Raw genomic sequence first — 23,903 nt, 5'->3', positions numbered from 1 at the left:
CCCCGGTTTTTTTGACCGGTCGACGCCATGGACGCGCAGACGCTCGCCAAAACCGTGACGCAAACGCTGCGCGGCCAGCCTTGTGTCAGGGCCCTTTTTCTGAGCGGCAGCCACGGTGCGGGACTCGAAGACGCCTACAGCGATATCGACTTTCTCGCCGCCGTGCCGGCCAGTCTGCAGGGCGATTTCGTGGAGTCCTGGCGCACTGCGCTGGGCCCGGCGGGCGAGATCGTGCTGTGGCGCGAGCTGCGTGGCCAAGAAAGCCTGCTGATCAACGCCATCACCGAAAGCTGGTTGCGGATCGACGTGCATGGCCTTGCCCCGGCGCGCATTGCCGGGCGCGCCAAGGACGGGCTCAAGATGCTGTTCGATGATGACGGTATCGCCGCGACCCTGGCCGAGGGCGGCGCGACCACTCGCACCGACGCACGGCGCCTGCTCTGGCAGTTCGAGGAGTTTCTTCGCATCCTGGGCCTGCTTCCGCTTGCGGTCGGTCGGAAGGAATATCTCAACGCGGTGACGGGCCTGTTCCATCTGCGCAACCTGCTGATCGACCTGTTGATCGAGGAAACCGGCGCCCCCCACAGGGGTGGGGCGCTTCATCTCAACAGGCTGATCACGGACGAGCAGAAGGCGCTTCTGGCCGGCCTGCCGACAGCGGTGCCGGACGAGGCGTCCACGATCGCCGCAAACCTCGCCTATGCCGACGCCTATCTGCCGCGCGCCCGCAAGCTGGCCACAGCGCGCGGCATCGACTGGCCGGCGCGGTTCGAGGCGGCGACCCGCACGCATCTCAAGACCACGCTCGCCATCGAGATGCCGACAACCGAGGCGTGAGACGGATTTCGTCCCCCCTGCCCTAGAGCCGCTCCTCCTTAACTGGAAGCGGTTTGATGGGATGGATTTTTCGCTCCGGCAAGGAGAAGCCCGCAGCGCGATATCTCTATCGGGCAAGGGCTTCGACGCGGGCCGGGGCGGAAAAGCTGTCCAAGCCGGAAGCGTCCATAGTGTTGATATCGCCCGTCAAACCGCAATCGCCCGACCTTGGTCTTTCCCGTCCTGGACGGCGTCGCGCCCGGCTCACGGTGCCTGCACCGCATCGCCATGCGCTCCTGGCCAGACCGCGAAGTCCCGGCGGTCAAACAATTCCAGCTAAAGAGGAACGGTTCTAGACGCCCAGCCAGCGGCCGATCCTGTCCATCGCCTCGGCCATCGCCTCGGTCTCGCCGGCATAGGAAAACCGCATCGTGCGGTGGCCTTCGACCGTGTCGAAATCGAGCCCGGGCGTGGCCGCAACATGCGCTTCGGCGATCATGCGGCGGGCAAACGCCATCGAATCGTTGGTCCAAGCCGAGACGTCGCAGTAGGCATAAAATGCCCCGTCCATCGGCGCGGCGATGCGCAGACCCAGTGCAGGCAGCCGCTCCATCAGCATCGCCCGGCTGGCTGCGTAACGCGCCTTGACCCGTTCCAGCTCCTCGGTCGCGTCGAAAGCGCGAATCGCGGCGCGCTGCGACAGATCCGGCGCGGAAATGTAGAGGCTCTGCTGGATGCGCTCGATCGGCCGCACCAGCGCGTCCGGCACCACCATCCAGCCGATGCGCCAGCCGGTCATGCAGTAATATTTCGAGAACGAGTTGATGACGACGATATCGGGATCGACTGAAAGCGCGGTCGTGTCGGGCGCGCCGAAGGCGAGCCGATGGTAGATCTCGTCGGAAATCAGCGCGATGCCGCGATCGCGTGCGACAGCGGCGATGCGCGCGATCTCGTCGGCCGGAATCACCGAACCGGTCGGATTGGCGGGGCTGGCGAAAAGCAGGCCCTTGAACGGTGTCCTGGCATGGGTTTCGGCGACCAAATCGCCCGTCAGATAGCCGTCGCCGTGCAAGGGAATTTCCACAACCTCGATCCCCAGGGCGGCAAGGATGTTGCGATAGGCGGGATAGCCGGGCGCGGTGATCGCCACCCGCTCGCCGGCGTCGAACATCGCCAGGAAGGACAGGTTGAAGGCGGCCGACGACCCGGTGGTGACCACCACCCGGCCGGGCGCAACTGCAACGCCGTAATGATCGTGGTAGTGGGCGGCGATCGCCTCGCGCAGTCCCGCCATGCCGAGCGCGTCGGTATAACCGATGCGGCCCTCGTGCGCGGCTTCAACCGCGGCCTGGCGCACGATTTCGGGCGCGGGGTCCGACGGCTGGCCGACGGCCATGGAGATGATCGGACAGCCGTTTTGTTTCAAACGGTTGGCTTCCGCCAGCACATCCATGGCATGGAACGGTTCGACGGCGCTGCGCCTTGATATCGCCACTGTCATGCCTTCACCCTCGCCTTTTGCTGCTTGATGGCCCGTCCGGCACCGGATGGCGTCGCATCACGAATGCATGAACGCCGTCGCTTGGCCTTTCCATCAGAGTTCGGGTCGTCTACCTGTGATTTTTGAAATGTCCAAGATCAGGATGCGCATGACCAGCCCCGCACGCGCCGCGCTTTTCGTCGCGGCCTGCCTGCTCGTGCTGCAATACGTCGCCGTTCCTTTCGCCAGCGCCCAGCAGCGCGTGCCAATCGTGCGCGATGCCGAGATCGAGGCGCTGGTGAGCGACTACGCGCGGCCGGTATTGCGCGCGGCAGGCCTCGGCAAGACCGGCGTCGACATCGTGCTGGTCAACGATCCCGGCTTCAATGCCTTTGTCGCCGGCCGCCGCATCTTTATCAATACCGGCGCGCTGTTAACGGCCGAGACACCGAACGAGATCATCGGCGTTCTGGCGCACGAGGCCGGCCATCTGGCCGGCGGCCACCAGGAACGCCTGCGCGCCCAGATCGCGCGCGCACGCACCATGGCCGTGGTGTCGACGCTGCTCGGCATCGGCGCCTCGGTCGGCGGCGCGCTCACCGACAATGGCGGGCTCGCACGCTCGGGCGGCGGCATTGCGCTGGCCGGGGCGGAACTCGCCCGCCGCGGCCTGCTCGGCTACCAGCGCACGGAGGAAAGCTCGGCCGATCGGCTGGCGCTCACCTATCTGGAGCGCACCGGCCAGTCGGCCCGCGGCATGCTGACGACGTTCGAGCGCTTCGCCAGCGCGCTGGCGCTGACGGGCTCGCGCGTCGACCCCTACCAGATCAGCCATCCAATGCCGCGCGAGCGGATCGCCAATTTGAAGACGCTTGCCGAGAAAAGCCCGCATTTCGGCAAGCAGGACCCGGCCACGCTGCAATTGCGGCACGATCTGATGCGCGCCAAGATCGCCGCCCATACCAGCGGCGCGGCGGCCACGGCACGGCTGTTTCGCGCCAACCCGCGCAGTCTGGGCGCGCTTTACGGCGACGCCATCAACACCCATCTGCGCGGACGGCCGCGCGACGCGCTCGCCAAGGTCGACGCGCTGATCGCCAAACAGCCGAACAACGCCTATTTCCACGAATTGCGCGGCGACGTGCTGATCCGCGCCAACCAGCCCGGACCGGCGGCCAAGGCCTATGCGCGGGCGCAGAAGCTTGACGGCTCCAGATCGTCGATCATCCAGATCAGCTACGGCAAGGCGCTGCTTGCGGCCGGCGACGAAAAATCGACCCGCGAGGCGGTTCGCCAGATCAGCCAGGCGCTCGACCGCGATCGCGAAAACCCGGATGGCTACATGCTGCTCGGCCAGGCACACGGCCGGCTCGGCAATATCGGCGAAGCCGAACTGGCTTCGGCCGACATGCATTATTATTCAGGCTCTTACGATCAGGCGCGAATCTTCGCGGCGCGCGCCCAGCAAAAACTGAAGCGTGGCAGCCCCGCCTGGGTGCGGGCGCAGGACATCATCAACGCAAAGCCGCCCAGGCGAAAATAGCCGGCGCGTGTCATCGGGACCAATGGACATGAAGAAAATATTCGCAATCGGCATGGTGGGCATCGCGGCTTCGGCGATGATGCTGGTCGCCGGCTATCTGTCGGGCCGCCCCGTCACGCCGGCGGCCGCAAGCCAGCACGAGCCTGCGGTGGTGCAGGCCGCCGGCACGCTCGACCGGGCCGATGTCGAGGAGATCATCCGCAGCTACCTGCTTGAAAATCCCGAATTGCTGCTGGAGGTCCAGCAGGCGCTGGAAACCAAGCAGCAGGAAGAGCAACGCGTCGCCCAGGGCGAGATCATCGCGTCCATGTCGGACGAACTCTTCAACTCGGCGTATGACGGCATCTACGGCAATCCGGCCGGCAAATATACGCTGGTCGAGTTTTTCGACTATAATTGCGGATACTGCAAACGCGCGATGGCCGACATGGAGGCACTGACCGCAGAAGATCCCGAGATCCGTTTCGTTTTGAAGGAATTCCCGATCCTGGGTCCGGATTCGCAGCGCGCCCATGTCGTTTCCATGGCGTTTCGTGCGTTGATGCCGGAAAAATACGGCGATTTTCACGCCAAACTGCTTGGTGCCGCGACCCGCGCGACGGAAGAGCGGGCCATCGGCATCGCCTTGGAACTCGGCGCGGACGAGGCGAAGCTGCGCGAGGAAATGGAAAACCCGGCGATTGTCGAGGCCTTCGCCCGCACCTACGATCTGGCCAACAAGCTGCAGATCACCGGCACGCCGTCCTACGTGGTCGGCCAGGAGGTGGTTTTCGGCGCCTTGGGTCGTGAGGTTCTGGCCGAAAAGGTCGAGGCACTGCGCAACTGCGAGACGGCGAGCTGCTGACGGCTCCGACCGGGCGCCCCCGATGGGCTATTGTGGACAGCGCAAGTTCCCACTTGCGCTCTTTCCTCTCGCGATTATGGCAACTATAGAGCCTTGCATGGTTGGAGCGAACCGTGAAAGGCTCCAAAGTCCGGCGCGGGCAGGATCGTTGCGCGCCATGAGGTCGAAATGTCGCGAACCGTCTATATCCTGAACGGCCCGAACCTGAATATGCTGGGCAAGCGCGAACCCGCCATCTATGGGGGACACTCGCTGGCCGACATCGAGGCGGACTGTCGGGAGTCCGGCGCCAGACTGGGCCTGACGATCGAGTTCCGCCAATCCAACCACGAAGGCGAGCTCGTCGACTGGATCCAGGAGGCGGGCAACAAGGCGAACGCGATCATCATCAATCCGGGCGCCTACTCGCACACCTCGATCGCGATCCACGACGCGATCCGCGCAGCCGGCCTGCCGGTCGCCGAAGTTCACCTGTCCAACATCCATGCCCGCGAAAGCTTCCGGCACACATCCTATGTCTCGCCGGTCGCGGCGGGCGTCATTTGCGGTTTCGGACCCGTTGTCTATACGCTCGCCCTGCAAGCGCTAGCCGAGCGCGTTTGACCGCATGGCCACCACGAGGAAAACAGTTCCAATGTCGACAAAGAAACCCGTTGTGGATCAACAGCTCATCCGAGACCTGGCCGAGATTCTCAACGATACCAATCTTTCCGAGATCGAGGTCGAGCAGGACGACCTGCGCGTCCGCGTTTCGCGCCAGAGCGCGCCGGCCCAGGTGACGGCGGCGATGCCGGCCGCGCCGGCCCCTGCTGCCCCGGCCCCGGCCCATACCTCTTCCCCGGCCCCAGAGCCCATCGCCACGACACAGAACGCCGTTACCTCGCCGATGGTCGGCACGGCCTACGCCGCGGCGGCACCGGGCGCCAAGCCGTTCATCGAGGTCGGGCAGAAGGTGAGCGAGGGCCAGACGCTTTTGATCATCGAGGCGATGAAGACGATGAACCAGATCCCCTCGCCGCGCGCCGGCACGGTCAAGGCGATCCTGTTCGAGGATTCGCAGCCGGTCGAGTTCGGCGAACCTTTGGTCGTGGTCGAGTAAGGCGGTGATGTTTCATAAAATCCTCATTGCCAATCGCGGGGAAATCGCCCTGCGCGTGCTGCGGGCGGCCAAGGAACTCGGCATCAAGACGGTAGCGGTCCACTCGACCGCCGACGCCGACGCCATGCATGTCAAACTCGCCGACGAGAGCGTGTGCGTGGGGCCGCCGCCGTCGCGCGACAGCTATCTCAACATCCACCAGATCGTGGCGGCCTGCGAGATCACCGGCGCGGACGCGATCCATCCCGGCTATGGCTTCCTGTCGGAAAACGCCAAATTCGCCGACATCCTGGCTGCCCACAACATCACTTTCATCGGCCCGTCCGGAGACCATATCCGGGTGATGGGCGACAAGATCGAAGCCAAACGCACGGCCAAACGTCTCGGCATTCCGGTGGTGCCCGGCTCCGAGGGGGCGGTCACCGACGAGGACACAGCCCAGCGCATCGCCGCCGAAATCGGCTACCCGGTCATCATCAAGGCGTCAGCCGGCGGCGGCGGACGCGGCATGAAGGTCGCGCGCGACGAAGAAGATCTCAGTGTCGCGCTGGCGACGGCGCGCTCGGAAGCCGGCGCGGCCTTCGGCGACGATGCGGTCTATATCGAAAAATATCTCGAAAAGCCGCGCCATATCGAAATCCAGGTCGTGGGCGACGGCCGTGGCGGCAGCGTGCATCTGGGCGAGCGCGACTGCTCGCTGCAGCGACGCCATCAAAAAGTGTGGGAAGAGGCCAATTCGCCCGCTCTCAACGATGAGGAACGCGCCCGCATCGGCGAGATTTGCGCCCGCGCGGTGGCCGATCTCGGCTATTCGGGCGCCGGCACGATCGAGTTCCTCTACGAGGACGGCAATTTCTACTTCATCGAGATGAACACCCGCCTCCAGGTGGAGCACCCCGTCACCGAGGCGATCACCGGCATCGATCTGGTGCACGAACAGATCCGTGTCGCTTCGGGAGCGGGCCTTTCGGTGACCCAGGACGAGGTCCGCTTCGAGGGCCATGCCATCGAATGCCGCATCAACGCGGAGGACCCGCGCACCTTCGTGCCCTCGCCGGGCACGATCACCCATTTCCACACGCCCGGCGGGCTGGGCATCCGTGTCGATTCGGGCGTGTATTCGGGCTACAAGATTCCGCCCTATTACGACAGCCTGATCGGCAAGCTGATCGTGCACGGGCGCAACCGGGTCGAATGCATGATGCGCCTGCGGCGCGCGCTCGACGAATTCGTGGTCGACGGCATCAACACCACGCTGCCGCTGTTTCGCGACCTCGTCGGCAATATCGACATCGCCAACGGAGACTACGATATTCACTGGCTGGAGAACTATCTCGCAGCCAAGGACTGAGTTGACCGCTTGAGATGACGAGGCCGTTCGCGCCAGGAGATCACATACCGCCGGACTTGTTGCTCAAGGCCTATGCCAACGGTGTGTTTCCCATGGGCGAGAGCGCCGACGACCCGGACGTGTTCTGGGTCCGCCCGGAGACGCGCGGGATCATCCCGCTCGACGGACTTCATGTTTCCAAGAGTCTGCGCAAGACGCTGCGCCAGGCGCCGTTCGAGATTTTTTTCGACCGCGATTTCGAGGCCGTCTTGGCAGGCTGCGCGGAAGCCCGCTCAGGTCGGATGAGCACCTGGATCAACGCGCCGATCCGCACGGCCTATCGCGAACTTTTCGCGCGCGGCCATTGCCACACCGTGGAGGCCTGGCGGGACGGGCGCCTGGTCGGCGGTCTTTACGGGGTCACGCTCGGGCGCGCGTTCTTCGGGGAAAGCATGTTTTCGCGCGAGCGCGACGCATCCAAGGTTTGCCTGGTCCATCTCGTCGAACGCCTGCGCGCACGCGGCTTTGTGCTCCTGGACACGCAATTCACCACGGCCCATCTCAAGCGCTTTGGCGCTGTCGACATGCCGCGGCGCCGCTACGAGAGCCTGCTTGCCGAGGCCACCACCGGTCACGCGGTGTTTTATCCGTAGACCCCTTGCGCGCGAAAACTCAGTCGGCGCGCGCCTCGGGCGCAGGCACCTTGGAGTCCTGCTTGCACGATTTCAGCCACACGTCGTAGACGGCGTGCTCGACCGCGTTGAGGCCCGGGCTTTCGGCGAACATCCAGCCGGTGAAGATGCGGCGGATCTTTCGGTCGAGCGTGATCTCGTCGACCTCGACGAAGGAATCGGTCTTCGCCTCTTCGGTGTCGGGGCTGGAATAACACACGCGCGGCGTCACCTGCAGCGCGCCGAACTGAACCGTTTCGTCAACATAGACGTCGAAGGTGATGATGCGGCCAGTGATCTTGTCGATGCCGGTAAATTCGGCGACCGGGTTGGTGATTCGTTCAGCCGAGGCGGCCCCCGCAGCCAGCCCGATGGCGGCTGCGACAATCAGGCACCGGGACATCAAGACACGAGCAGCTTTGCGCATTTTTTCCAATCCTACCCGCAACGAGCATATGCCGGTTCGGACCAGCTCGACCCTCACCGCCCCTGCCTCACCCGCTAAAGGGGCATTGTGGCAAAATTGACAAGGCGCCCGCCCAAGCCCCGCTTCAGTTTCCCGGGGTCCAGGCGTCGTAGTCGCCGGTGACGGCCGGACGCTTGCCGGGCGACAGCAGCGAGCCCTGCGGGCGGTAGGCTTGCGCGGTTCCGGTCAGGTTGGGGACGTGCGGCTTTTGCCAGTCGCGCGGCTTGTAGTCTTCTTTGGAAGGCGGCGTGTCGGTGCGGTGATGCATCCAGCCGTGCCAGCCCGACGGAATGCGCGAGGCTTCGGAAAGCCCGTCATAGATCACCCAGCGGCGGGTGCGGCCCTCCGAATCCGTACCGCCCTGATAATAGCGGTTGCCAAATTCGTCCTCGCCGACAAGGGTGCCCTTGCGCCAGGTGTGAAACCGCGTGCCCAGCGTTTGTCCGCTCCACCAGGTGAAAAACTGCAGCAGAAAATTCTTCATGGACAGCCTCGCGCGCACATGTGCGCCTTATGCCGCCGCAGCCCCGGGAAAGCAAGAGGCCGCAGGGCGTTGCCATCGCGAGGATTTGCGTCGACCTGTCCGCAATCAGCCGCAGGGCGGCAAGGCCGCGCCGGCCGGTTTATTTGAGACTTCTAACAGGCGGCACGGCGCGCTAGGCTCGCACGGGGCGCCTGTCCGGCGTTTCAGGCTCTCGCTTGCCGAAAGGATCGCGCCATGCCCGCATTGCCAACGTCAGCAACCGCGTTCCTGATCGCGTCTTGCCTAGCCGGCCTTCTTGTCGCCGGTCCGGTACGCGCCGACACCGGCACCGGCGGCATCGCCTTCGTGCAGGCGCCGGAGCAATCCTCGGGCGTCTGCGCAGCCGGCAATCCCGACAAGGGATTCGCCTGCGCGCGGGAAAAATGCGCCGAGGGCGGGGCAGCGGCGGGCGACTGCCTGCGGGTCGCCTGGTGCTATCCGGCGGGCTGGAGCGTCGACGTGTTCATGCAGCACCGCGAGGGCCCGCACTGGCACGACTACAGCTGCGGCTGGGCAAGCCGGGAAGCCGCACTCCAGGCCGCCAAAGTGAAATGCGACCCGGCCTTTGCCGAGGCGCTGATCGAGTGCACACCGGTGATGCTGTGGACCCCCGATGGCATGGAGCAGCCGGTCGAATGAAAGCGCCTTGCCCGACAGAAGCGGCCCGCCGTTCATGACGGCGGGCCCGCAGCCGGTGCCGGCGGCCAGCGGGGCGGTCGCCTCCAACCTGGTCGGCATTTTGTGCGCGATGGGCGCGGCGACAGCCTTTTCGCTCAACGACGTGGCGATCAAATATCTCTCCGGCGACTATCCGCTGCACCAGATCACCTTTATCCGCAGCCTGATCGGCATCACCGTCACGCTGGCGGTGTTCGTGCCGCTCGACGGCTCCTATCGCGATCTGCGCACCGACCGCCTCGGCTTTCACCTGATGCGCGGCATGATCGTGGTATGCGCCAACATGACCTTCTACGCCGCCTTGGCGACATTGCCTCTGGGAGAGGCGACCGCGATCTATTTCGTCGGCCCCTTGTTCATCACCGCCCTGTCGGTGGTTCTGCTGGGCGAGACGGTCGGGCCGCGGCGCTGGTTCGCGGTTCTGGTCGGGCTCGCCGGCGTCCTGATCGTCATCCGCCCCGGCGGCAGCGCCTTCCAGTACGCCGCCCTCCTGCCGCTGATCGCCGCCTTCGGCTATTCGCTGTTCCAGATCACCACCCGTAAGCTCGGCCTGGCGGCGAAGGCCTCGACGATGTCGTTTTACATCAACCTCGTCTTCATCGGCTTTTCCGGCATGGTCGGGCTGGTTTTCGGCGACGGCCGCTACAGCGGCACCGGCAACGCCAATCTGGAATTCCTGCTGCGTGCCTGGACCTGGCCGCCGGCCGGCGACGTTGCACTCCTGGCGGCGATCGGCGTGATCGCCTCGACGGGCGGTTATCTCGTCAGCCAGGCCTATCGCCAGTCGCAGGCCGGGCTGATCGCACCGTTCGAATATATCGCGCTGCCGCTGGCGATTTTCTGGAGCATCATGATCTGGGGCGACTGGCCCGACGCGGTCGCCTGGCTCGGCATCGCGCTGATCGCGGCGGCCGGGTTCTACGTGCTCTACCGCGAGGCCGCGCTCGGCCGGCGCATCCGCTGGAAGACGCCGTTCCGGCGCGAGCGATAGAACCCGGGCGCGCGGCCGCGCTCAGGCAAGCGCGCGCTCGTAGACCAGGGCCGGAATGCCGGACCCCTTCTTGCCGCAATCCTGCGTCCGTCCCGCAAGCGAGAATCCGTGCGCCTCGTAAAAGGCGATCGCGGGCACATTGGCCTCCTCGACCTCCAAAACGAGGCGCCGGGCTTGCGGAAAGCTTTCGACGATTTCGTCCAGAAGCATGCCGCCGATGCCCCTGCCCTGCATTGCCGGCAGGACGTAGAGCTGGTGAAGCGTCACCGCCCGGCCGTCCTCGTCCGCGCTCGCGAAAGCCACACCGCCGAGCGATTGGCCGTCATCGGCAAGGATGAATTCGGACCGCGGCTGCGTCAGCCTGCCCTTGAGAGCGGCCGGCGAATGCCAGTCATCGGTGATTTCGGCGACGCGGTCGACGCCGTAGATCGGGTCGTAGGTGGCGTGCCAGGTCTCCACCAGCAGTGCGCGCACGGCGACAAGATCGCGCTCGCTTGCCGTGCGCACGAACATGGTCAGTCGAGCCCGAGCCGGGTCTTGACCAGGGCGTTGACCGCCTGCGGATTGGCCTTACCGCCGGTCGCCTTCATGACCTGACCGACGAACCAGCCAGCCAAAGTCGGCTTGGCCTTGGCCTGCTCGACCTTGTCGGGATTGGCAGCGATCACCTCATCGACCGCCTTTTCGATCGCGCCGGTGTCGGTGACCTGCTTCATGCCGCGCGCCTCCACCACGTCACGCGGGTCGCCGCCCTCGCTCCAGACGATCTCGAACAGATCCTTGGCGATCTTGCCCGAGATCGTGCCTTCCTTGATCAGGTCGATGATGGCGCCGAGCTGTCCCGGGGAAACCGGAGTCTCTTCAATATCCTGGCCGGCTTTGTTCAAGGCTCCCATCAAATCGTTGATGACCCAGTTCGCGGCCATCTTGCCGTCGCGGCCGGTCGCGACCTTCTCGAAATAGTCGGCCGCCGCCTTTTCGGCGACCAGCACCGAGGCGTCATAGGCCGACAGGCCGAGATCGCGCACGAAACGCTCCTTCTTTTCATCTGGAAGTTCCGGCAGATCGGCGGCGAGCGCGTCGACATAGGCCTGGTCGAATTCGAGCGGCAGCAGGTCCGGATCGGGGAAATAGCGATAGTCGTGCGCGTCTTCCTTGGAGCGCATGGAGCGTGTCTCGCCCTTGCCGGGATCGAACAGCCGGGTTTCCTGGTCGATCGTGCCGCCATCCTCCAGTATGGCGATCTGGCGCCGGGCTTCCGTTTCGATCGCCTGGCCAACGAAGCGGATCGAGTTCACGTTCTTGATTTCGCAGCGCGTGCCGAAATCACCGCCAGGCCGGCGCACCGAGACGTTGACGTCGGCGCGCATGGACCCTTCGTCCATATTGCCGTCGCAGGTACCGAGATAGCGCAGGATGGTCCTGAGCTTTGTCACATAGGCCTTGGCCTCGTCGGCCGAGCGGATATCGGGCTTCGACACGATCTCCATCAGCGCAACGCCCGAGCGGTTGAGATCGATATAAGACATGGTCGGGTGCTGGTCGTGAATCGACTTGCCGGCGTCCTGCTCGAGGTGCAGGCGCTCGATGCCGACTTCGATCTCCTCGAAATTGCCTTGCCGGTCGGGACCGACCGACACTTTGACGATTCCCTCGCCGACGATCGGCTGCTGGTACTGCGAGATCTGGTAGCCCTGCGGTAGGTCAGGAAAAAAATAGTTTTTGCGTTCGAAGATCGAGCGCTTGTTGATCTGCGCCTTCAAACCAAGGCCGGTGCGTACGGCCTGCGCCACGCATTCCTCGTTGATGACGGGAAGCATGCCGGGCATGGCCGCGTCGACCAGGCTGACATTGGCGTTGGGCGCGGCGCCGAATTCCGTCGAGGCGCCCGAAAACAGTTTTGCCCGCGAGGTGACCTGTGCATGGACCTCAAGTCCGATGATGACCTCCCAGTCGCCGGTGGCTCCTGCAATCAGCCTTTTGGGGTCGGGCGTGCGCGTGTCGATGATGGTCATGATGCGGACTTGCTCGTTGGATGAATTGCAGGTTCGCTAGACCAAAGGCGCCACCGAGGCAAGGTTTTGTCGGCCCCTCCAGCCGCAAGGCCGGTTCTACGCCGCCCCCGGTAACCCCGCTGGCGGCCTCGGGCCGGTTTGATCGAAGTCAAGGCGGGGCCATGCGGCCGATCCTATCGTGCGTGCACAGGGACGAGGACAGGAGTCGCACCATGAGCGCTTTCGGTTTCATCGACAGGATCGCCGCGAGGGCCGATCTGATGGAGAAGATGATCGACACTCTCGGCGTGCGCGAGGGCATTCTGGACATGCCGGACGAGGCGTCGGTGATGCGCAATGCCGCGCTGCGCTGTCTGTCCTGCCGTCATGGCGCCGAATGCGGAACGTGGCTGGAGACAGATGCCACGCACGCGCGCGCGCCGTCTTACTGCCGCAACCGCGAACTGTTCGATTTCGTCGCCGAAGAGGCGTGATGCCCCGCGGCCCGGAAGCCGCCTGATCACGCCCCGAGCGGGTTCAGGCGCTGGCGATGTAATTGCGGATCTCCTCGGCCTCGTGCTCGATTTCCTCGATCCGGCGCTTGACCACATCGCCGATGGAAATGATGCCGGCGAGCTTGCCGTCGCGTTCGACCGGCAGGTGGCGGAAACGCCCCTGGGTCATGATGCCCATGACCTCGTTGACGCTGTTGTCCTCCCGGCAGACCTTCACCTTGGCCGTCATCGCCTTGGACACGGGCTTGCCCAGTGCATCGACGCCGTCCGCGGCCAGCATGCGCACGATGTCACGCTCCGACAGGATGCCGGCGATCCGCCCGTCGCCGCGCGTGACCACGACCGCGCCGATCTTCTTTTGCGCTAGCAGCGAGATCGCCTGGTCGACGGTGCTTTCGGGCGAAATGACGACGACATCGCCGCCCTTGTCCGCGAGAATGGTCCTGACCAGCATGGCGTCCTCCTGGGCTGATTAACGGGAACTCCCCGCAGGGCGACCGGCCCTTGGCCATGCATGGTGCTACCGGTTTTCAGCCAATGCAAGCCTGTCGGCGGCTCAATATCGGCGCGGTGCCCGGCGGCGGTCGAAAAGCCGAATGGCGAAGAAGCCGACCAAAAATCCACCGATATGGGCTTCCCAGGCGATGACGGCCGACGAACCGGGCGCGCCGCTCAACAAGCCGGTCGCCAGATTGATCGCCATCCACACGCCCAGGAACGTGACGACCGCACGCCGGCGCAAAACGGCGCGGAAAGGCAAGACCGGTCCGGCAAAGCGCGACCGCCCCGGTACGCCACGATCGATCTGGAAGCCGAAGCGGGCGGCCGCCCCCATCATGCCGGAAATCGCCCCGGACGCGCCAACCAGCGGCACCGGGCTTTCGGGATAGACCAGGTAATGCAGGCCGGCCGCGGCCAGCGCTGTCGCCGCCCAGAACAGGACGAACCGCAGCGCGCCGACCCGGTTGGCAAGCGGCGATCCGAAGGCGGCCAGCCAGATCATGTTGATGGCGAGGTGTGCCATTCCGCCATGCAGGAGCGAATAGGTCAGCGGGCTGGTAAAGGCATAAAGGTCGAGCGCGTAGGCGCCGGAATAGCGCAGCGGAATGAAGGCCGCGCGCAAGAGAACCGCGATATCCTCGGCCGGCGAAATCGCGTAGCTGCGCACGAGATGAAGCAGCGCACACAGCGCGATGAACGCCAGCACGACGCCTGGAATATTGAAGGCCGGCTCGCCGCGCGAGGGCGGCAAAGCCTGCCTGTTGCCAGGATCGGATTGTGCCGTCACCCTTGCTCCAACCATGCTGATTCGCCTCGCGGCGACTTCGCCCGCTTCGGTGCGACAACGCAAGTCATGGTTAAAAAAGCCGCCCAGAGTTGCCCCTGGACGGCTGGTCGAGCCCCTGCCCGAAAACCTGGAGATCGGAGCCGCTTGGCAGAATTTGCCAATAAAGCCAAGCGCTTCGTGCTGTCCCCGCTTGATGACATGCCGGCGCGCGGCCTGCAATCGAAACCATTTGTTAACCTTAACGCGACGCCCCCGTGAACAACCCGGCTTAGCGCTGGCACGCATCCTGCTCCGTCCTCCATGTATCGGCAGCGGGAGGCTCCCGTTGTTCGGTGATGAGACACCTCAACGAGCAAAACGAAACGGGGATGCATGAAACTCGACGGGACAATCGCACTTTTCCAATATTGGGACAGGCTCCGAAACGGGCGTCCCGCGCCGCGCCGCGCCGAGATCGAGCCGGCCGATATCAAAGCGATGCTGGCCGACACCTTCATTCTGGAACAGGACGGCCGCGGCGCGGCCGTGTTCCGGCTGGCCGGCACCCGTCTGTGCGCAGCCTATGGCCGCGAACTGAAGGGGTTCGCCTTCTCCTCACTGTGGGCGGCGCGCGACCAGAGCCTGGCCGCGCGGCTGGCGGCTGGCGCGTTGCGCGAAAAAACCGTGTCGGTGACCAGTTTCGAGGGCATCACGCAGCAGGGCCGCAGTTGCATGTTCGAGTTGCTGCTGCTTCCGCTGGAAGGCGGCGTCGACAGTCCGCGTTCGCTTGGCAGCCTCGCCCCGGTGGAAAAGCCCTTTTGGCTCGGCAACGATCCGGTCATGGAAAGCCGGATCGATTCGATGCGCGTCGTCGATCCCGACCGCGAACCGATGTTCCTGAAAAACCGGCCGGCGATCGCGGTGCCGTCGCTAGCACCGTCGTCCGGGACGCTGTCGAGCGGCCAGGGCGCCAAACGCCGCCGTTTCAAGCATCTGGTTGTCATCGAGGGTGGCCGTGACACCTAGCGCTTAACGTGCCGCCCGGTTCTCGCGCGTATCCCGTGTGCGAAAAGGCCTCAGCTTACCGCTTGTTAACCGTTCACAACCTATGAAGGTAATGTCCATTCGCGGACTGAGGATAACATGACGTCACTGGCGATCGATTCAGCGCCGTCACGGGCCGAGAGGCGCCACTTTCAACGTGTGCGCATCAAGGTCTACGGACGCTATATGCTGGAGGATCGCACAGAGCATCCCTGCCAGGTCATCGACATGTCTCCGGGCAATGCGCTTTTGCGTTGCGAGCGGGTGGGCGCGCTCGGCGAACGCGTGATCGCCTATCTCGATCATATCGGCCGGATCGAAGGCGTCATCACGCGCCTGCAGAATGACGGCTTCGCCATCACGCTGATCGCCTCGGAGCGCAAGCGCGACAAGCTTGCCGCGCAGCTCACCTGGCTCGCCAACAAGCACGAACTCGACCTGCCGGAAGACCGCCGGCACGAGCGCATCACGCCGCGCAACCCGATCAGCACCGTGCGGCTCGGAGACGGGCGCGAATATCAGTGCCGGATCGTCGACCTTTCGCTTTCGGGCGCGGCCGTCGAGATCGACGTGCGCCCCGCCCTTGGCACGGCCGTCACGCTCGGCACGATGCGCGGGCGCGTGGTGCGCCACTTCGAAGACGGCATTGCGATCGAATTCGCCGTGCTGCAGCGCGAGGAATCGCTGCAGGCCGAGTTCAGCCAGCCTCGCCAAGAATAGTTTTCCAGGACATTCCCACGCAAACGCGGTGCACGCCGGGTTTTGCGCGACCGGCTGAAGCACCTCGCGTGGCGGCGCCTTCGACACCGCGGGCGCCAGGGCGACCATGCCCCATCCCCACAGCGCTCCAACACGCAACCCGGAACGCCTTCCGGGGCCAGGCGCGCCTCAGGCAGGCCCGGCCCGCCGGCTGCCCGCACGCCCCCTGCTCCCGGTTCGCGGCAACCGCCTCCGCTCCGATCGCGCCGCGGCGCCGCCGGCCATCGGATCGCCATCGTCACCAGGGCAAACACGATCAATTTTAGCCAATTTTCGCGCAAATTCGATTCAAGTTCATCTTTGAATTTATTCGAGCTTATCTCGTTTTTTATATTTATTCTTTTCACGCTTTACTTAATTTGCACTTCGCTCTTTTGCGTCAAATAAATTCGAGCGTGCCATTGTCTTGTCAAACGGGGAGACAAGGCAATGATCTGCAAGGGACGATCCTTTCTGCTGGCGGCGGGCGTCGCCTCCATGGTTCTGGCGGCCGGCCATGCGCACGGGGCAAATCCGTTCATGCTGACGGGCGCCCGCACAACGCAGCCGGTCGGACACTACGAATTGTGCAAGCGGATGCCCTCGGAGTGCAATCCGGGCCAAGCCGCCTCGCAACCAGTCGAACTCACCCGGACATTGTGGAAGACGATGCTCGAGATCAATCACGCGGTCAACGTGGCGGTCGCGCCCAAGACCGACTACGAGATCTGGGGCCGCGAGGAAGTGTGGTCCTACCCGCAAGGTGTCGGCGACTGCGAGGATTACGTGCTCGAAAAGCGCAGGCTGCTGATGAAGGCAGGGGTTCCGTCGGGCAATCTGCTTATCACGGTGGTGCGCCAGCCCAATGGCGACGGCCACGCGGTCCTGACTGTCAATACCAGCTACGGCGACTTCATTCTGGACAATCTCCAGCCGCGTGTCCTGGCCTGGACCGATACCGATTACCGCTACTTGAAACGACAATCCACGCGCAATGCCGGTGCCTGGGTGGGCATCGAGGACGGCCGCAGCGTCGCCGTCGGCAGCGTGCGCTAGGCCGCGTTTCAAGATCAAGGGATACCCGGTCGAGTCCCCACCCTCCCCGTCCCCAACGACCGGGTCCAAGGAGCCGGCCCGTGTCCCCGGGCCGGCTCCGCCTTTTTTGCGGACCGGGCGGGCGCAGGCGCATGCGGATGTTTCGAGCAGGCCGCGGCCTCAGGCGGGCGCGAGCCCCTTCATGAAACGACGGCCGTTTTCGACATAATGGACAGCCGACCACTTCAACAGTTCGACCGCCTTGTTGTCCAGCTCGCGCACGGCCTTGGCCGGCGAGCCGACGATCAGGCTGTTGTCGGGAAAGGTTTTGCCCTCCGTCACCAGCGCGCCGGCGCCAACAAGGCAATTGGCGCCGATCCTGGCGCCGTTGAGCACGATCGCGCCCATGCCGATCAGGCTGTTGTCGCCGATGGTGCAGCCGTGCAGCATCGCGCGGTGGCCGATCGTGCAGCCCTGCCCGACGGTCAACGGAAAGCCGATATCGGTGTGCATGACAGTGTGTTCCTGCACGTTGGAGCCGGCCCCGATCACGATCGGCTCGTTGTCGCCGCGCAGAACGGCGCCGAACCAGATGCCGGCGCTTTCGCCGAGCCGCACCCGGCCGATCAGGGTCGCGTCGGGCGCGATCCAGTTGGTCGTGCGGTCGTCGAACTCAGGTTCGATGCCGTCGAGAGCGTAGATGGGCACGATTACTGCTCCTGTCGCGTTGTCGCGCCGTTAGGAAAACAACGCCGCGGCGCGGAATGCAAGCTCGGCGACAATCGTGCCGGTGGCTGCGAGCCAGATCGCCGCGAGCATCGTGCCGGGCACGACGGCGCCGACCGGCCAACGCCGCTCGCCGATGGCCAAAAACAGTTCGTTGACGAGCATGAACGGCCCCGCGAGCATCGTCAAAAGCAGCGATCGTGCGAGATGGCGCGGCGAGACAAAGGGTTCGCGCAGGCCAAGGCGGTGTCCTGCCCACAATTCCATCAGCGATCCGGACAGCCCGGCAAGGGTCAGGCCGCAGCCGAGCACAAACGCCATCGTCGCAATCAGCGCCATGTTTACCGTCCCTTTACCATGAAACCGCAAGGTCTCTCGGGACTTTGCAAGTTCCATGCCGCGCCGGGCGTGCCATCAGGGGACAGCAGGCCGGAAAAGGGAGTTTGACGTGCACAGCAGCGATACCGCCGATTCGCAATCCTGCGGAACGATCGACGAGCGCTTCATGCTGCGTGTCTTCGCCGGTTTCGCGCTCCTGGCGCTCGCGGCGGTCGGAATCAGCGTTGGCGGCAAGCTGCTCGGCCGCTCGATCGTGCTTGCCGGTCATACCGAGGACACGACGCCCTTTGAAATCGTCATCGGCAACGATGTGCTGGTCGTTCCGGCCAATGCGATCCGGTTCGAGCGCGAGCGTCGCGACGGGATCGCGCCCAACCTGCATCTCTACCTGCGCTGGCCGGATATGAGCGGCTATCAGGCGGCGGCGCGCGCCGATTTCAACCATGCCGGCGATCGCCGCTCCATCCTGTTCCTGTCGTTCGAACCGCGGATGATGTCGCGCGAGATGAGCGGCCGCTACGATCCGATCTACAGCGCCCTGATCGAGACCGAAGCCCGGCCCGGCCCAGGCGGCCTGCGCGTTCACGCCTTCAGCGAAAAATCAGGCTATGCGAATGAAATGCTTGTGGTCGGCCCGCGCGATGGCGGCGCGCCATTCGTGGCGCGATGCCTGTCGGGTCCGGTCGCATCCGAACTGCTGGCCGAATGCGAGCGCGACATTTTCGTGGGCGAGGAACTGAGCCTGACCTACCGCTTTCCAACCGAGTTGCTGGCGGATTGGCGGCGGCTCGACGCGGCGGTGCGCGGTTATGCCGGCACGGTGGTCAGGGGCGACGCCGACAAGGCGGACGCGGCGCGGCAACGCTTCGGTCGCGCCGGCTGAAACGAGCCGCTACAGATCGATGTCGAGGATCGCCATCGAGAAATTGTAGGACAATTCACCCTCGTCCTCGTCGCGATAGATGATGCCCAGAAACTCGTCATCGAGATAGAGTTCGCACGAATCGTCCTTGCGCGGCCGTGCCTTCACCTGAAGCTGGGGATTGCTGAAGGTGCGCTTGAAATAGGCGTCGAGCTTCCTGATCTCATCGGGTTTCAACCGGCGTCTCCTGATGCATTGGCGAGGTCTGAAAAGGCTTGATGAAGCCCGCATGTGGCATGGGCGTCGTCGCCCTGTAAACCCTGAATGTCGTCCGTCCCACGCCGGCGCGGCGGCCAAGGCCGCGCGCCGTCAACCCTTTTCGGACAGGAGCTGGTCCATTGCGCGCGACGGCTCGGCGCAGCCGGCCTCGCCGACGATGCGCGCCGGCACGCCGGCGACCGTCTTGTTGTTGGGCACCGAGGCCAGCACCACCGAGCCCGACGCCACTTTCGTGCAATGGCCGATCTCGATATTGCCGAGCACCTTGGCGCCGGCGCCCAGCAGCACGCCGTGGCGGATTTTCGGGTGGCGGTCGCCGCCCGCCTTGCCGGTGCCGCCGAGCGTGACGCCGTGCAGGATCGAAACATTGTCCTCCACCACGGCGGTCTCACCGATCACCAGGCCGGTGGCGTGGTCGATGAAGATACCCTTGCCGATACGCGCGGCGGGATTGATGTCGGTCTGGAACACCGAGGACGAACGGCTTTGCAGATAAAGCGCGAAGTCGCGCCGCCCCTGATTGAACAGCCAGTGGGCAAGCCGGTGCGTCTGCAGGGCGTGAAATCCCTTGAAGTAGAGAACCGGCTCGACAAAACGCTGGCAGGCCGGATCGCGGTCGTAATAGGCTTGGATGTCGACGCGCAAGATCGCGCTCCATTCGGGATCGGCATTGCGCATTTCGCGAAACGCCTGGCCGATCAGGGTCGCGCCGACATCGCCATGGTCGAGCCGTTCGGCAACGCGATGGATGACAGCATCCTCAAGGGTATCCTGGTTCAACACCGTGGAATACATGAAGGCCGCCAGCAGCCGATCGTGCTCGACCGCGTCGAGCGCTTCCTGACGCACCGATTCCCAGATCGGGTCCACCGGGCGGATATCGCTTGCGCGGGCGGGGTTGCGTGCCGTCATCATCTCGCTCCCTGAGCCATATGGTCCACCGGCTTGCGGTGATTGAGAACATACGTCAGAACGCCCCGACGTAGAACATCAATTTCGTCAACGTTTGTTCAATTGGATTGAAATGGGCGTTTTTCAAGATCGACCGGCCCACTCGGCGCCAGGTCTTGGTATCGCGCGATCGGCCGATGGCGTCGTGACAATGACACTCGACCGTCCGGCGAAGAAAAACGCCGTGACGCTTGCCATGTGGCGACAGATCGCGGCGACCGTCGATGCTCTCAATAAAGACAAAACAGCGCGCGTGATCGTGCTTTGCGGTGCCGGCACGGATTTCTGCGCCGGCGCCGATATCGGCGAATTCGCCGAAGTGCGCCGCGACGCGGGCACCGCACGCGCTTATGAGGACGCCAATTCGGCCGCTTTCGCGGCATTGCGCGGCTGCCGCGTGCCGATGATCGCGTCGATCGCAGGCGTGTGTTTCGGCGGCGGGTTCGGCCTGGCGGCGGCCTGCGACATCCGCCTCGGCGCGACGGGCGCCGTCTTTTCCGTGCCGGCGGCGCGGCTCGGCCTGGCCTATCCGGCCGACGCGATGGCCGACATCGTGGCTGCCTGCGGGCCGCAAATGGCCCGTTATCTCAGCTTTTCCGGCGCACGCCTGCCGGCCGAGGCCGCCTACGAAGCCGGCTTTCTGCTGGAGCTTTTGCCCGACCAGGCGGCTCTCAAGGCCCGCACCACGGAGATCGCATGCGCCATTGCCGGCAATGCGCCACTGTCCGTCGCAGCCTCCAAGGCGTCGATCCGCGCCGCGCTGAGCGGGCGCGCAGACGATCTTGCCCGCGCCGTGGCGCTCGGCGACGCCACGTTCGACAGCGCCGACTACGCGGAAGGGCGCGCGGCGTTTCTGGAACGGCGCCCGCCCCGCTTCACGGGACGCTGAGCGTTTCCAGGCGAAGTGGAAGCCGGTTCGCCGTAAGGAAACGCGTTCGGATTAGAAATTGGAACCGGTCTGCGGTTCGGTGAAAAGCAGAACGGCCCCAATCGGCCGAACTGGCCCAGCAGACGGCCGGTCGTGGCGTTAGCGGCTGGGTCGAAGCAGGACGCATGGTCCGGGCCCGTCGGCCGGCATACATGACCGCGCCGGCATGGTTGTGCCGAAAAGGAAACCCGCCGCCATGGCGACCAGCGATACCGCCCTTCTGCCTGACAGCCGGCATTCCTGGTACCGGCTGGCGCTGTGCATGGTGCTGGGAACGATCGGCAGCGTCGGCATGTGGGCGATCGTGGTCGTGCTGCCCGCCGCCCAGATCGAGTTCGGGGTCAACCGCGCCGACGCCTCGATTCCCTATACCGCGACCATGGTCGGGTTCGCGATCGGCAATGTCGTCATCGGACGCTTCGTCGACCGCATGGGCGTCGCCATCCCGATCGCGACAGCCGTGGTGATGCTTGGCAGCGGCTTCCTGCTCGGCGCGGTGGCGCCCTCCGTGTGGCTTCTGGCCGCCGCCCAGGTTCTGGCCGGCTTCGGTGCTGCGGCCACGTTCGGGCCGATGATGGCCGACATCTCGCGCTGGTTCGTGCGCCGGCGCGGCATCGCCGTCGCGGCGGCCGCCTCCGGCAATTATATCGCGGGGGCGATCTGGCCGTTTTTTTTGCATGCCGGCATGGAATTTGACGGCTGGCGCTTCGCCTACAGCGCGGTCGGGCTTTTCTGCCTGGCCACGATGCTGCCGCTGACAGTGCTGCTGCGCGGCCGGGCACCGGAATTCCGGCCCGGATACGCGTTTTCCGCGCCGCCGCAACGCCAGGCCGCCGGGCTGTCGCCGCGCGCCCTGCAGGGCCTGCTGATCGTCGCCGGGCTCGGCTGCTGCGTGGCGATGTCGATGCCGCAGGTGCATATCGTCGCCTATTGTGTCGATCTCGGCTTCGGGGTGGCGCGCGGGGCGGAGATGCTGTCGTTGATGCTGGCCGCCGGTATCGTCAGCCGGCTCGCGTCCGGACTGATCGCCGACCGGATCGGCGGGGTGAAGACGCTGCTGCTCGGCTCGGTGCTGCAGGCGATCGCGCTGATGTTCTACATTCCCTTCGACGGACTCACATCGCTCTATGTCGTGTCGCTGATCTTCGGCCTGTCGCAGGGCGGCATCGTGCCGAGCTACGCCATCATCGTGCGCGAATATCTGCCGCCGCACGAGGCCGGCGAGCGCATCGGCATCGTCATCATGGCCACGATCGTCGGCATGGCGCTGGGCGGCTGGCTGTCGGGCTTCATCTACGACCTGACCGGCTCCTACCGCGCCGCCTTCCTGAACGGAATCGCCTGGAACATGCTCAACATCGCGGTGATGGCGTTCCTGCTGATGCGCACGCGCACCCCGAAGCGCAAGGGCGGCGCGGTGCCAGCCTGAGCGGGGCGCGTCGCCCGAGCCCCTCGAACCCCTGCAATCCAGGGTGGCGGCGTCAGAACGCCTTGAAGGTCAAGGTGGTCAGCGTGCGGACAATGCCGGGCACGTTGGCGACGTTCTCGTCAATGAACTTGCCGATATCGACACCGTCCTCGACATAGACTTTCAGCAACAAATCATAATCGCCGCTGGTGGAATACATTTCGGAAACGATCTCGCGCTCGAAGATCGCGTCGGCAACCTCGTAGGTTTTGCCTGGATAGCACTGCACTTGTACGAAAACGGGTCTCATCGCGGGTAGCCTGCCTTTTCGTGTCCGCTTGTCCGGGCGCGCGTGACGCCCCCCTTGATTCCGGGCGACCTTCCGCCGCCGGCCTCACCCTGTCAACAAGGTTCGCGTCAAGGCGTGATCCGGCTCGGCCAGACCGTCGATGACGTTGAAATGATGGCGATCCGGCTCGACCACGCAGGCCGTCTCGGCGCCGCAGCCGGTCCAGGCATTGGCCAAAAGCGCGTTCTGGCGCAGGAACTCGGCGCGTTCGTTGCCGCCGACCCAGCAGCACACGCGCGCCCCCGGCATCGGATCGAGCAGCGCCGGGCTTTGCGCGCGCGCCTCCTCGGCATCGATCTTCAAATCGGCGTTCATGGCAGTGCGCATGATCGGGCGCAGATCGTGGACACCGGAAATCGACACCACGTTGCGGAGGCGGGCGCGCAGGGTGGGCGCAAGCGGCGATGTGGCCGACACCATGCGGCTGACGAGATGGCCGCCGGCGGAGTGGCCGGCAAGCATGACGGGGCCCTGGATGCGCCCCGCCGCATGGGCGATCGCTACGCCGACCTCCTCGACAATGCCGGCGATGCGGATTTGCGGACAGAGCGTGTAGGAGGGCATGGCGACCGCATAGCCGCTTTCGACCGCGCCGGCGGCAAGGTGCGACCAGAAATTCTTGTCGAGCCGCAGCCAGAACCCGCCATGAACGAACACGACCAGCCCCGCGGCTTCGCCTTCGGGCATGAACAGGTCGTAGCGGTTGCGCGCGCCTTCGCCGTAGGCCTGGTCGAGATGCGCCCTGCCCTTGGCGGCCAGCCGATCGCGAAAGGCTTGTGCCGGCTCCACCCAGGCATCAGGCCAACGCTCACCGCCGGCAATGTTGGGCCCGTTGGCATAGGCGTCGTTCCAGTCGTCCACACGGCGATAATTGGTCACTCTGCTTTCCTCCCTGGCTGGCGCTCCCGGCCCGGCTTCGTTTGGCGCACCGATCCCGGCGCATCGCGTTTCTCGCCAGTTCTCGCGGCCTTGTCGAGCCCGGCGCCAGAGTGCGACCGGGAACGGAATATTTCAACCTTGAAAT

At 64.9% G+C, this 23,903-nt stretch carries 29 protein-coding genes; 16 read left to right on the top strand and 13 right to left on the bottom strand.

What is annotated here, in order from left to right; genetic code table 11:
• Positions 1-27 precede the first annotated feature (27 nt).
• Entirely contained in the window at positions 28-837 is an 810-nt protein-coding gene (locus ACT2B0_RS06995; protein ID WP_473462931.1) for a hypothetical protein, read from the top strand.
• Between the two features lie 331 nt (positions 838-1,168).
• On the opposite strand, the gene ACT2B0_RS06990 is transcribed toward ACT2B0_RS06995, so the two are convergent.
• Entirely contained in the window at positions 1,169-2,320 is a 1,152-nt protein-coding gene (locus ACT2B0_RS06990) for a pyridoxal phosphate-dependent aminotransferase (protein WP_473462928.1), read from the bottom strand.
• Between the two features lie 148 nt (positions 2,321-2,468).
• Between ACT2B0_RS06990 and ACT2B0_RS06985 the strand changes: the two genes are divergently transcribed.
• The 6 genes from ACT2B0_RS06985 to aat all read left to right on the top strand — a co-directional run bounded on the left by ACT2B0_RS06985 (position 2,469) and on the right by aat (position 7,768).
• Entirely contained in the window at positions 2,469-3,842 is a 1,374-nt protein-coding gene (locus tag ACT2B0_RS06985; protein WP_473462926.1) for a M48 family metalloprotease, read from the top strand.
• A 28-nt stretch (positions 3,843-3,870) separates the two neighbouring features.
• On the top strand, positions 3,871-4,686 hold the full coding sequence (locus ACT2B0_RS06980) for a DsbA family protein (protein ID WP_473462925.1): 816 nt from the start codon (positions 3,871-3,873) through the stop codon (positions 4,684-4,686).
• A 168-nt stretch (positions 4,687-4,854) separates the two neighbouring features.
• Positions 4,855-5,289 (top strand): type II 3-dehydroquinate dehydratase, encoded by a 435-nt coding sequence (gene aroQ, locus ACT2B0_RS06975; protein ID WP_473462923.1) that lies wholly within the window; start codon positions 4,855-4,857, stop codon positions 5,287-5,289.
• A 31-nt stretch (positions 5,290-5,320) separates the two neighbouring features.
• On the top strand, positions 5,321-5,785 hold the full coding sequence (gene accB, locus ACT2B0_RS06970; protein ID WP_473462921.1) for an acetyl-CoA carboxylase biotin carboxyl carrier protein: 465 nt from the start codon (positions 5,321-5,323) through the stop codon (positions 5,783-5,785).
• A gap of 7 nt (positions 5,786-5,792) precedes the next feature.
• Complete coding sequence (gene accC / locus ACT2B0_RS06965; RefSeq protein WP_473465832.1) at positions 5,793-7,136, top strand: acetyl-CoA carboxylase biotin carboxylase subunit; 1,344 nt, start codon at positions 5,793-5,795, stop codon at positions 7,134-7,136.
• A gap of 14 nt (positions 7,137-7,150) precedes the next feature.
• The gene (gene aat / locus ACT2B0_RS06960) at positions 7,151-7,768 is read left to right on the top strand and encodes a leucyl/phenylalanyl-tRNA--protein transferase (protein ID WP_473462918.1); all 618 of its coding nucleotides are present in this window, start codon (positions 7,151-7,153) and stop codon (positions 7,766-7,768) included.
• Positions 7,769-7,787: 19 nt separating this feature from the next.
• Here the strand turns inward: aat and ACT2B0_RS06955 are convergent, their stop codons facing one another.
• Positions 7,788-8,189: a DUF2155 domain-containing protein gene (locus ACT2B0_RS06955; protein ID WP_473465829.1), complete on the bottom strand. Its 402-nt coding sequence runs from the start codon at positions 8,187-8,189 to the stop codon at positions 7,788-7,790.
• A gap of 148 nt (positions 8,190-8,337) precedes the next feature.
• Positions 8,338-8,736: an NADH:ubiquinone oxidoreductase subunit NDUFA12 gene (locus tag ACT2B0_RS06950; RefSeq protein ID WP_333666624.1), complete on the bottom strand. Its 399-nt coding sequence runs from the start codon at positions 8,734-8,736 to the stop codon at positions 8,338-8,340.
• A 234-nt stretch (positions 8,737-8,970) separates the two neighbouring features.
• Between ACT2B0_RS06950 and ACT2B0_RS06945 the strand changes: the two genes are divergently transcribed.
• Both ACT2B0_RS06945 and ACT2B0_RS06940 read left to right on the top strand, forming a co-directional pair.
• Positions 8,971-9,414 carry a hypothetical protein gene (locus ACT2B0_RS06945; RefSeq protein ID WP_473462916.1) on the top strand — a complete coding sequence of 148 codons (444 nt, stop codon included), beginning with the start codon at positions 8,971-8,973 and terminating at the stop codon, positions 9,412-9,414.
• Between the two features lie 7 nt (positions 9,415-9,421).
• Complete coding sequence (locus tag ACT2B0_RS06940) at positions 9,422-10,444, top strand: DMT family transporter (RefSeq protein WP_473462914.1); 1,023 nt, start codon at positions 9,422-9,424, stop codon at positions 10,442-10,444.
• A 21-nt stretch (positions 10,445-10,465) separates the two neighbouring features.
• On the opposite strand, the gene ACT2B0_RS06935 is transcribed toward ACT2B0_RS06940, so the two are convergent.
• Together ACT2B0_RS06935 and gatB are read right to left on the bottom strand one after the other, a co-directional pair.
• On the bottom strand, positions 10,466-10,957 hold the full coding sequence (locus tag ACT2B0_RS06935) for a GNAT family N-acetyltransferase (protein ID WP_473462912.1): 492 nt from the start codon (positions 10,955-10,957) through the stop codon (positions 10,466-10,468).
• Between the two features lie 2 nt (positions 10,958-10,959).
• Entirely contained in the window at positions 10,960-12,459 is a 1,500-nt protein-coding gene (gene gatB, locus ACT2B0_RS06930) for an Asp-tRNA(Asn)/Glu-tRNA(Gln) amidotransferase subunit GatB (RefSeq protein ID WP_481658462.1), read from the bottom strand.
• Positions 12,460-12,671: 212 nt separating this feature from the next.
• Between gatB and ACT2B0_RS06925 the strand changes: the two genes are divergently transcribed.
• Positions 12,672-12,932: a DUF6455 family protein gene (locus ACT2B0_RS06925; RefSeq protein ID WP_473462909.1), complete on the top strand. Its 261-nt coding sequence runs from the start codon at positions 12,672-12,674 to the stop codon at positions 12,930-12,932.
• 43 nt (positions 12,933-12,975) lie between these two features.
• Here ACT2B0_RS06925 and ACT2B0_RS06920 read toward each other — a convergent pair whose 3' ends face one another.
• Together ACT2B0_RS06920 and ACT2B0_RS06915 are read right to left on the bottom strand one after the other, a co-directional pair.
• Positions 12,976-13,407: a CBS domain-containing protein gene (locus ACT2B0_RS06920; protein ID WP_473462907.1), complete on the bottom strand. Its 432-nt coding sequence runs from the start codon at positions 13,405-13,407 to the stop codon at positions 12,976-12,978.
• Positions 13,408-13,509: 102 nt separating this feature from the next.
• Positions 13,510-14,241: a rhomboid family intramembrane serine protease gene (locus ACT2B0_RS06915; RefSeq protein WP_473462905.1), complete on the bottom strand. Its 732-nt coding sequence runs from the start codon at positions 14,239-14,241 to the stop codon at positions 13,510-13,512.
• 372 nt (positions 14,242-14,613) lie between these two features.
• On the opposite strand from ACT2B0_RS06915, the gene ACT2B0_RS06910 reads away from it, so the two are divergent.
• The 3 genes from ACT2B0_RS06910 (at position 14,614) to ACT2B0_RS06900 (ending at position 17,058) form a co-directional block, all read left to right on the top strand.
• Entirely contained in the window at positions 14,614-15,246 is a 633-nt protein-coding gene (locus tag ACT2B0_RS06910; RefSeq protein WP_473462903.1) for a PAS domain-containing protein, read from the top strand.
• 117 nt (positions 15,247-15,363) lie between these two features.
• A complete protein-coding gene (locus ACT2B0_RS06905) occupies positions 15,364-15,984 on the top strand; it encodes a PilZ domain-containing protein (protein ID WP_473462901.1) in 621 nt (206 codons plus the stop codon).
• Positions 15,985-16,455: 471 nt separating this feature from the next.
• A complete protein-coding gene (locus ACT2B0_RS06900) occupies positions 16,456-17,058 on the top strand; it encodes a transglutaminase-like cysteine peptidase (protein ID WP_473465827.1) in 603 nt (200 codons plus the stop codon).
• A 159-nt stretch (positions 17,059-17,217) separates the two neighbouring features.
• Here the strand turns inward: ACT2B0_RS06900 and ACT2B0_RS06895 are convergent, their stop codons facing one another.
• Together ACT2B0_RS06895 and ACT2B0_RS06890 are read right to left on the bottom strand one after the other, a co-directional pair.
• Positions 17,218-17,745 carry a gamma carbonic anhydrase family protein gene (locus ACT2B0_RS06895; protein ID WP_473462898.1) on the bottom strand — a complete coding sequence of 176 codons (528 nt, stop codon included), beginning with the start codon at positions 17,743-17,745 and terminating at the stop codon, positions 17,218-17,220.
• 30 nt (positions 17,746-17,775) lie between these two features.
• Positions 17,776-18,102, bottom strand: coding sequence for a DUF6949 family protein (locus ACT2B0_RS06890; RefSeq protein ID WP_473462896.1), 327 nt, complete (start codon positions 18,100-18,102; stop codon positions 17,776-17,778).
• Positions 18,103-18,211: 109 nt separating this feature from the next.
• On the opposite strand from ACT2B0_RS06890, the gene ACT2B0_RS06885 reads away from it, so the two are divergent.
• A complete protein-coding gene (locus ACT2B0_RS06885) occupies positions 18,212-18,985 on the top strand; it encodes a hypothetical protein (protein WP_473462894.1) in 774 nt (257 codons plus the stop codon).
• A gap of 9 nt (positions 18,986-18,994) precedes the next feature.
• Here the strand turns inward: ACT2B0_RS06885 and ACT2B0_RS06880 are convergent, their stop codons facing one another.
• Positions 18,995-19,201, bottom strand: a complete 207-nt coding sequence (locus tag ACT2B0_RS06880) for a DUF3126 family protein (protein WP_156714033.1) — start codon at positions 19,199-19,201, stop codon at positions 18,995-18,997.
• Positions 19,202-19,333: 132 nt separating this feature from the next.
• Positions 19,334-20,155: a serine O-acetyltransferase gene (gene cysE, locus ACT2B0_RS06875; protein ID WP_473462892.1), complete on the bottom strand. Its 822-nt coding sequence runs from the start codon at positions 20,153-20,155 to the stop codon at positions 19,334-19,336.
• 112 nt (positions 20,156-20,267) lie between these two features.
• Here cysE and ACT2B0_RS06870 point away from each other — a divergent pair, with 112 nt between their 5' ends.
• A complete protein-coding gene (locus ACT2B0_RS06870) occupies positions 20,268-21,083 on the top strand; it encodes an enoyl-CoA hydratase-related protein (protein WP_473462889.1) in 816 nt (271 codons plus the stop codon).
• Between the two features lie 235 nt (positions 21,084-21,318).
• Positions 21,319-22,551, top strand: coding sequence for an MFS transporter (locus ACT2B0_RS06865; RefSeq protein WP_473462887.1), 1,233 nt, complete (start codon positions 21,319-21,321; stop codon positions 22,549-22,551).
• A 52-nt stretch (positions 22,552-22,603) separates the two neighbouring features.
• Here ACT2B0_RS06865 and ACT2B0_RS06860 read toward each other — a convergent pair whose 3' ends face one another.
• Together ACT2B0_RS06860 and ACT2B0_RS06855 are read right to left on the bottom strand one after the other, a co-directional pair.
• Positions 22,604-22,840, bottom strand: a complete 237-nt coding sequence (locus ACT2B0_RS06860; protein WP_473462885.1) for an Lrp/AsnC ligand binding domain-containing protein — start codon at positions 22,838-22,840, stop codon at positions 22,604-22,606.
• An 84-nt stretch (positions 22,841-22,924) separates the two neighbouring features.
• Positions 22,925-23,758 carry an alpha/beta hydrolase gene (locus ACT2B0_RS06855; RefSeq protein ID WP_473462882.1) on the bottom strand — a complete coding sequence of 278 codons (834 nt, stop codon included), beginning with the start codon at positions 23,756-23,758 and terminating at the stop codon, positions 22,925-22,927.
• Between the last annotated feature and the right edge of the window lie 145 nt (positions 23,759-23,903).

The sequence above is a fragment of the Nitratireductor sp. J20-h4 genome, from assembly GCF_056780505.1.
The sequence above is the reverse complement of the archived record's forward strand: the minus strand, read 5'-3'. Positions and strand labels throughout refer to the sequence as shown.

What these genes read in the sequence shown, in the direction of transcription:
- ACT2B0_RS06995 (WP_473462931.1), top strand. Translation starts at nt 28, where the DNA reads ATGGACGCGCAGACGCTCGCCAAAACCGTGACGCAAACGCTGCGCGGC.
- ACT2B0_RS06990 (WP_473462928.1), bottom strand. Translation starts at nt 2,320, where the DNA reads ATGACAGTGGCGATATCAAGGCGCAGCGCCGTCGAACCGTTCCATGCC.
- ACT2B0_RS06985 (WP_473462926.1), top strand. Translation starts at nt 2,469, where the DNA reads ATGACCAGCCCCGCACGCGCCGCGCTTTTCGTCGCGGCCTGCCTGCTC.
- ACT2B0_RS06980 (WP_473462925.1), top strand. Translation starts at nt 3,871, where the DNA reads ATGAAGAAAATATTCGCAATCGGCATGGTGGGCATCGCGGCTTCGGCG.
- aroQ (WP_473462923.1), top strand. Translation starts at nt 4,855, where the DNA reads ATGTCGCGAACCGTCTATATCCTGAACGGCCCGAACCTGAATATGCTG.
- accB (WP_473462921.1), top strand. Translation starts at nt 5,321, where the DNA reads ATGTCGACAAAGAAACCCGTTGTGGATCAACAGCTCATCCGAGACCTG.
- accC (WP_473465832.1), top strand. Translation starts at nt 5,793, where the DNA reads ATGTTTCATAAAATCCTCATTGCCAATCGCGGGGAAATCGCCCTGCGC.
- aat (WP_473462918.1), top strand. Translation starts at nt 7,151, where the DNA reads ATGACGAGGCCGTTCGCGCCAGGAGATCACATACCGCCGGACTTGTTG.
- ACT2B0_RS06955 (WP_473465829.1), bottom strand. Translation starts at nt 8,189, where the DNA reads ATGTCCCGGTGCCTGATTGTCGCAGCCGCCATCGGGCTGGCTGCGGGG.
- ACT2B0_RS06950 (WP_333666624.1), bottom strand. Translation starts at nt 8,736, where the DNA reads ATGAAGAATTTTCTGCTGCAGTTTTTCACCTGGTGGAGCGGACAAACG.
- ACT2B0_RS06945 (WP_473462916.1), top strand. Translation starts at nt 8,971, where the DNA reads ATGCCCGCATTGCCAACGTCAGCAACCGCGTTCCTGATCGCGTCTTGC.
- ACT2B0_RS06935 (WP_473462912.1), bottom strand. Translation starts at nt 10,957, where the DNA reads ATGTTCGTGCGCACGGCAAGCGAGCGCGATCTTGTCGCCGTGCGCGCA.
- gatB (WP_481658462.1), bottom strand. Translation starts at nt 12,459, where the DNA reads ATGACCATCATCGACACGCGCACGCCCGACCCCAAAAGGCTGATTGCA.
- ACT2B0_RS06925 (WP_473462909.1), top strand. Translation starts at nt 12,672, where the DNA reads ATGAGCGCTTTCGGTTTCATCGACAGGATCGCCGCGAGGGCCGATCTG.
- ACT2B0_RS06920 (WP_473462907.1), bottom strand. Translation starts at nt 13,407, where the DNA reads ATGCTGGTCAGGACCATTCTCGCGGACAAGGGCGGCGATGTCGTCGTC.
- ACT2B0_RS06910 (WP_473462903.1), top strand. Translation starts at nt 14,614, where the DNA reads ATGAAACTCGACGGGACAATCGCACTTTTCCAATATTGGGACAGGCTC.
- ACT2B0_RS06905 (WP_473462901.1), top strand. Translation starts at nt 15,364, where the DNA reads ATGACGTCACTGGCGATCGATTCAGCGCCGTCACGGGCCGAGAGGCGC.
- ACT2B0_RS06890 (WP_473462896.1), bottom strand. Translation starts at nt 18,102, where the DNA reads ATGGCGCTGATTGCGACGATGGCGTTTGTGCTCGGCTGCGGCCTGACC.
- cysE (WP_473462892.1), bottom strand. Translation starts at nt 20,155, where the DNA reads ATGACGGCACGCAACCCCGCCCGCGCAAGCGATATCCGCCCGGTGGAC.
- ACT2B0_RS06870 (WP_473462889.1), top strand. Translation starts at nt 20,268, where the DNA reads ATGGGCGTTTTTCAAGATCGACCGGCCCACTCGGCGCCAGGTCTTGGT.
- ACT2B0_RS06865 (WP_473462887.1), top strand. Translation starts at nt 21,319, where the DNA reads ATGGCGACCAGCGATACCGCCCTTCTGCCTGACAGCCGGCATTCCTGG.
- ACT2B0_RS06860 (WP_473462885.1), bottom strand. Translation starts at nt 22,840, where the DNA reads ATGAGACCCGTTTTCGTACAAGTGCAGTGCTATCCAGGCAAAACCTAC.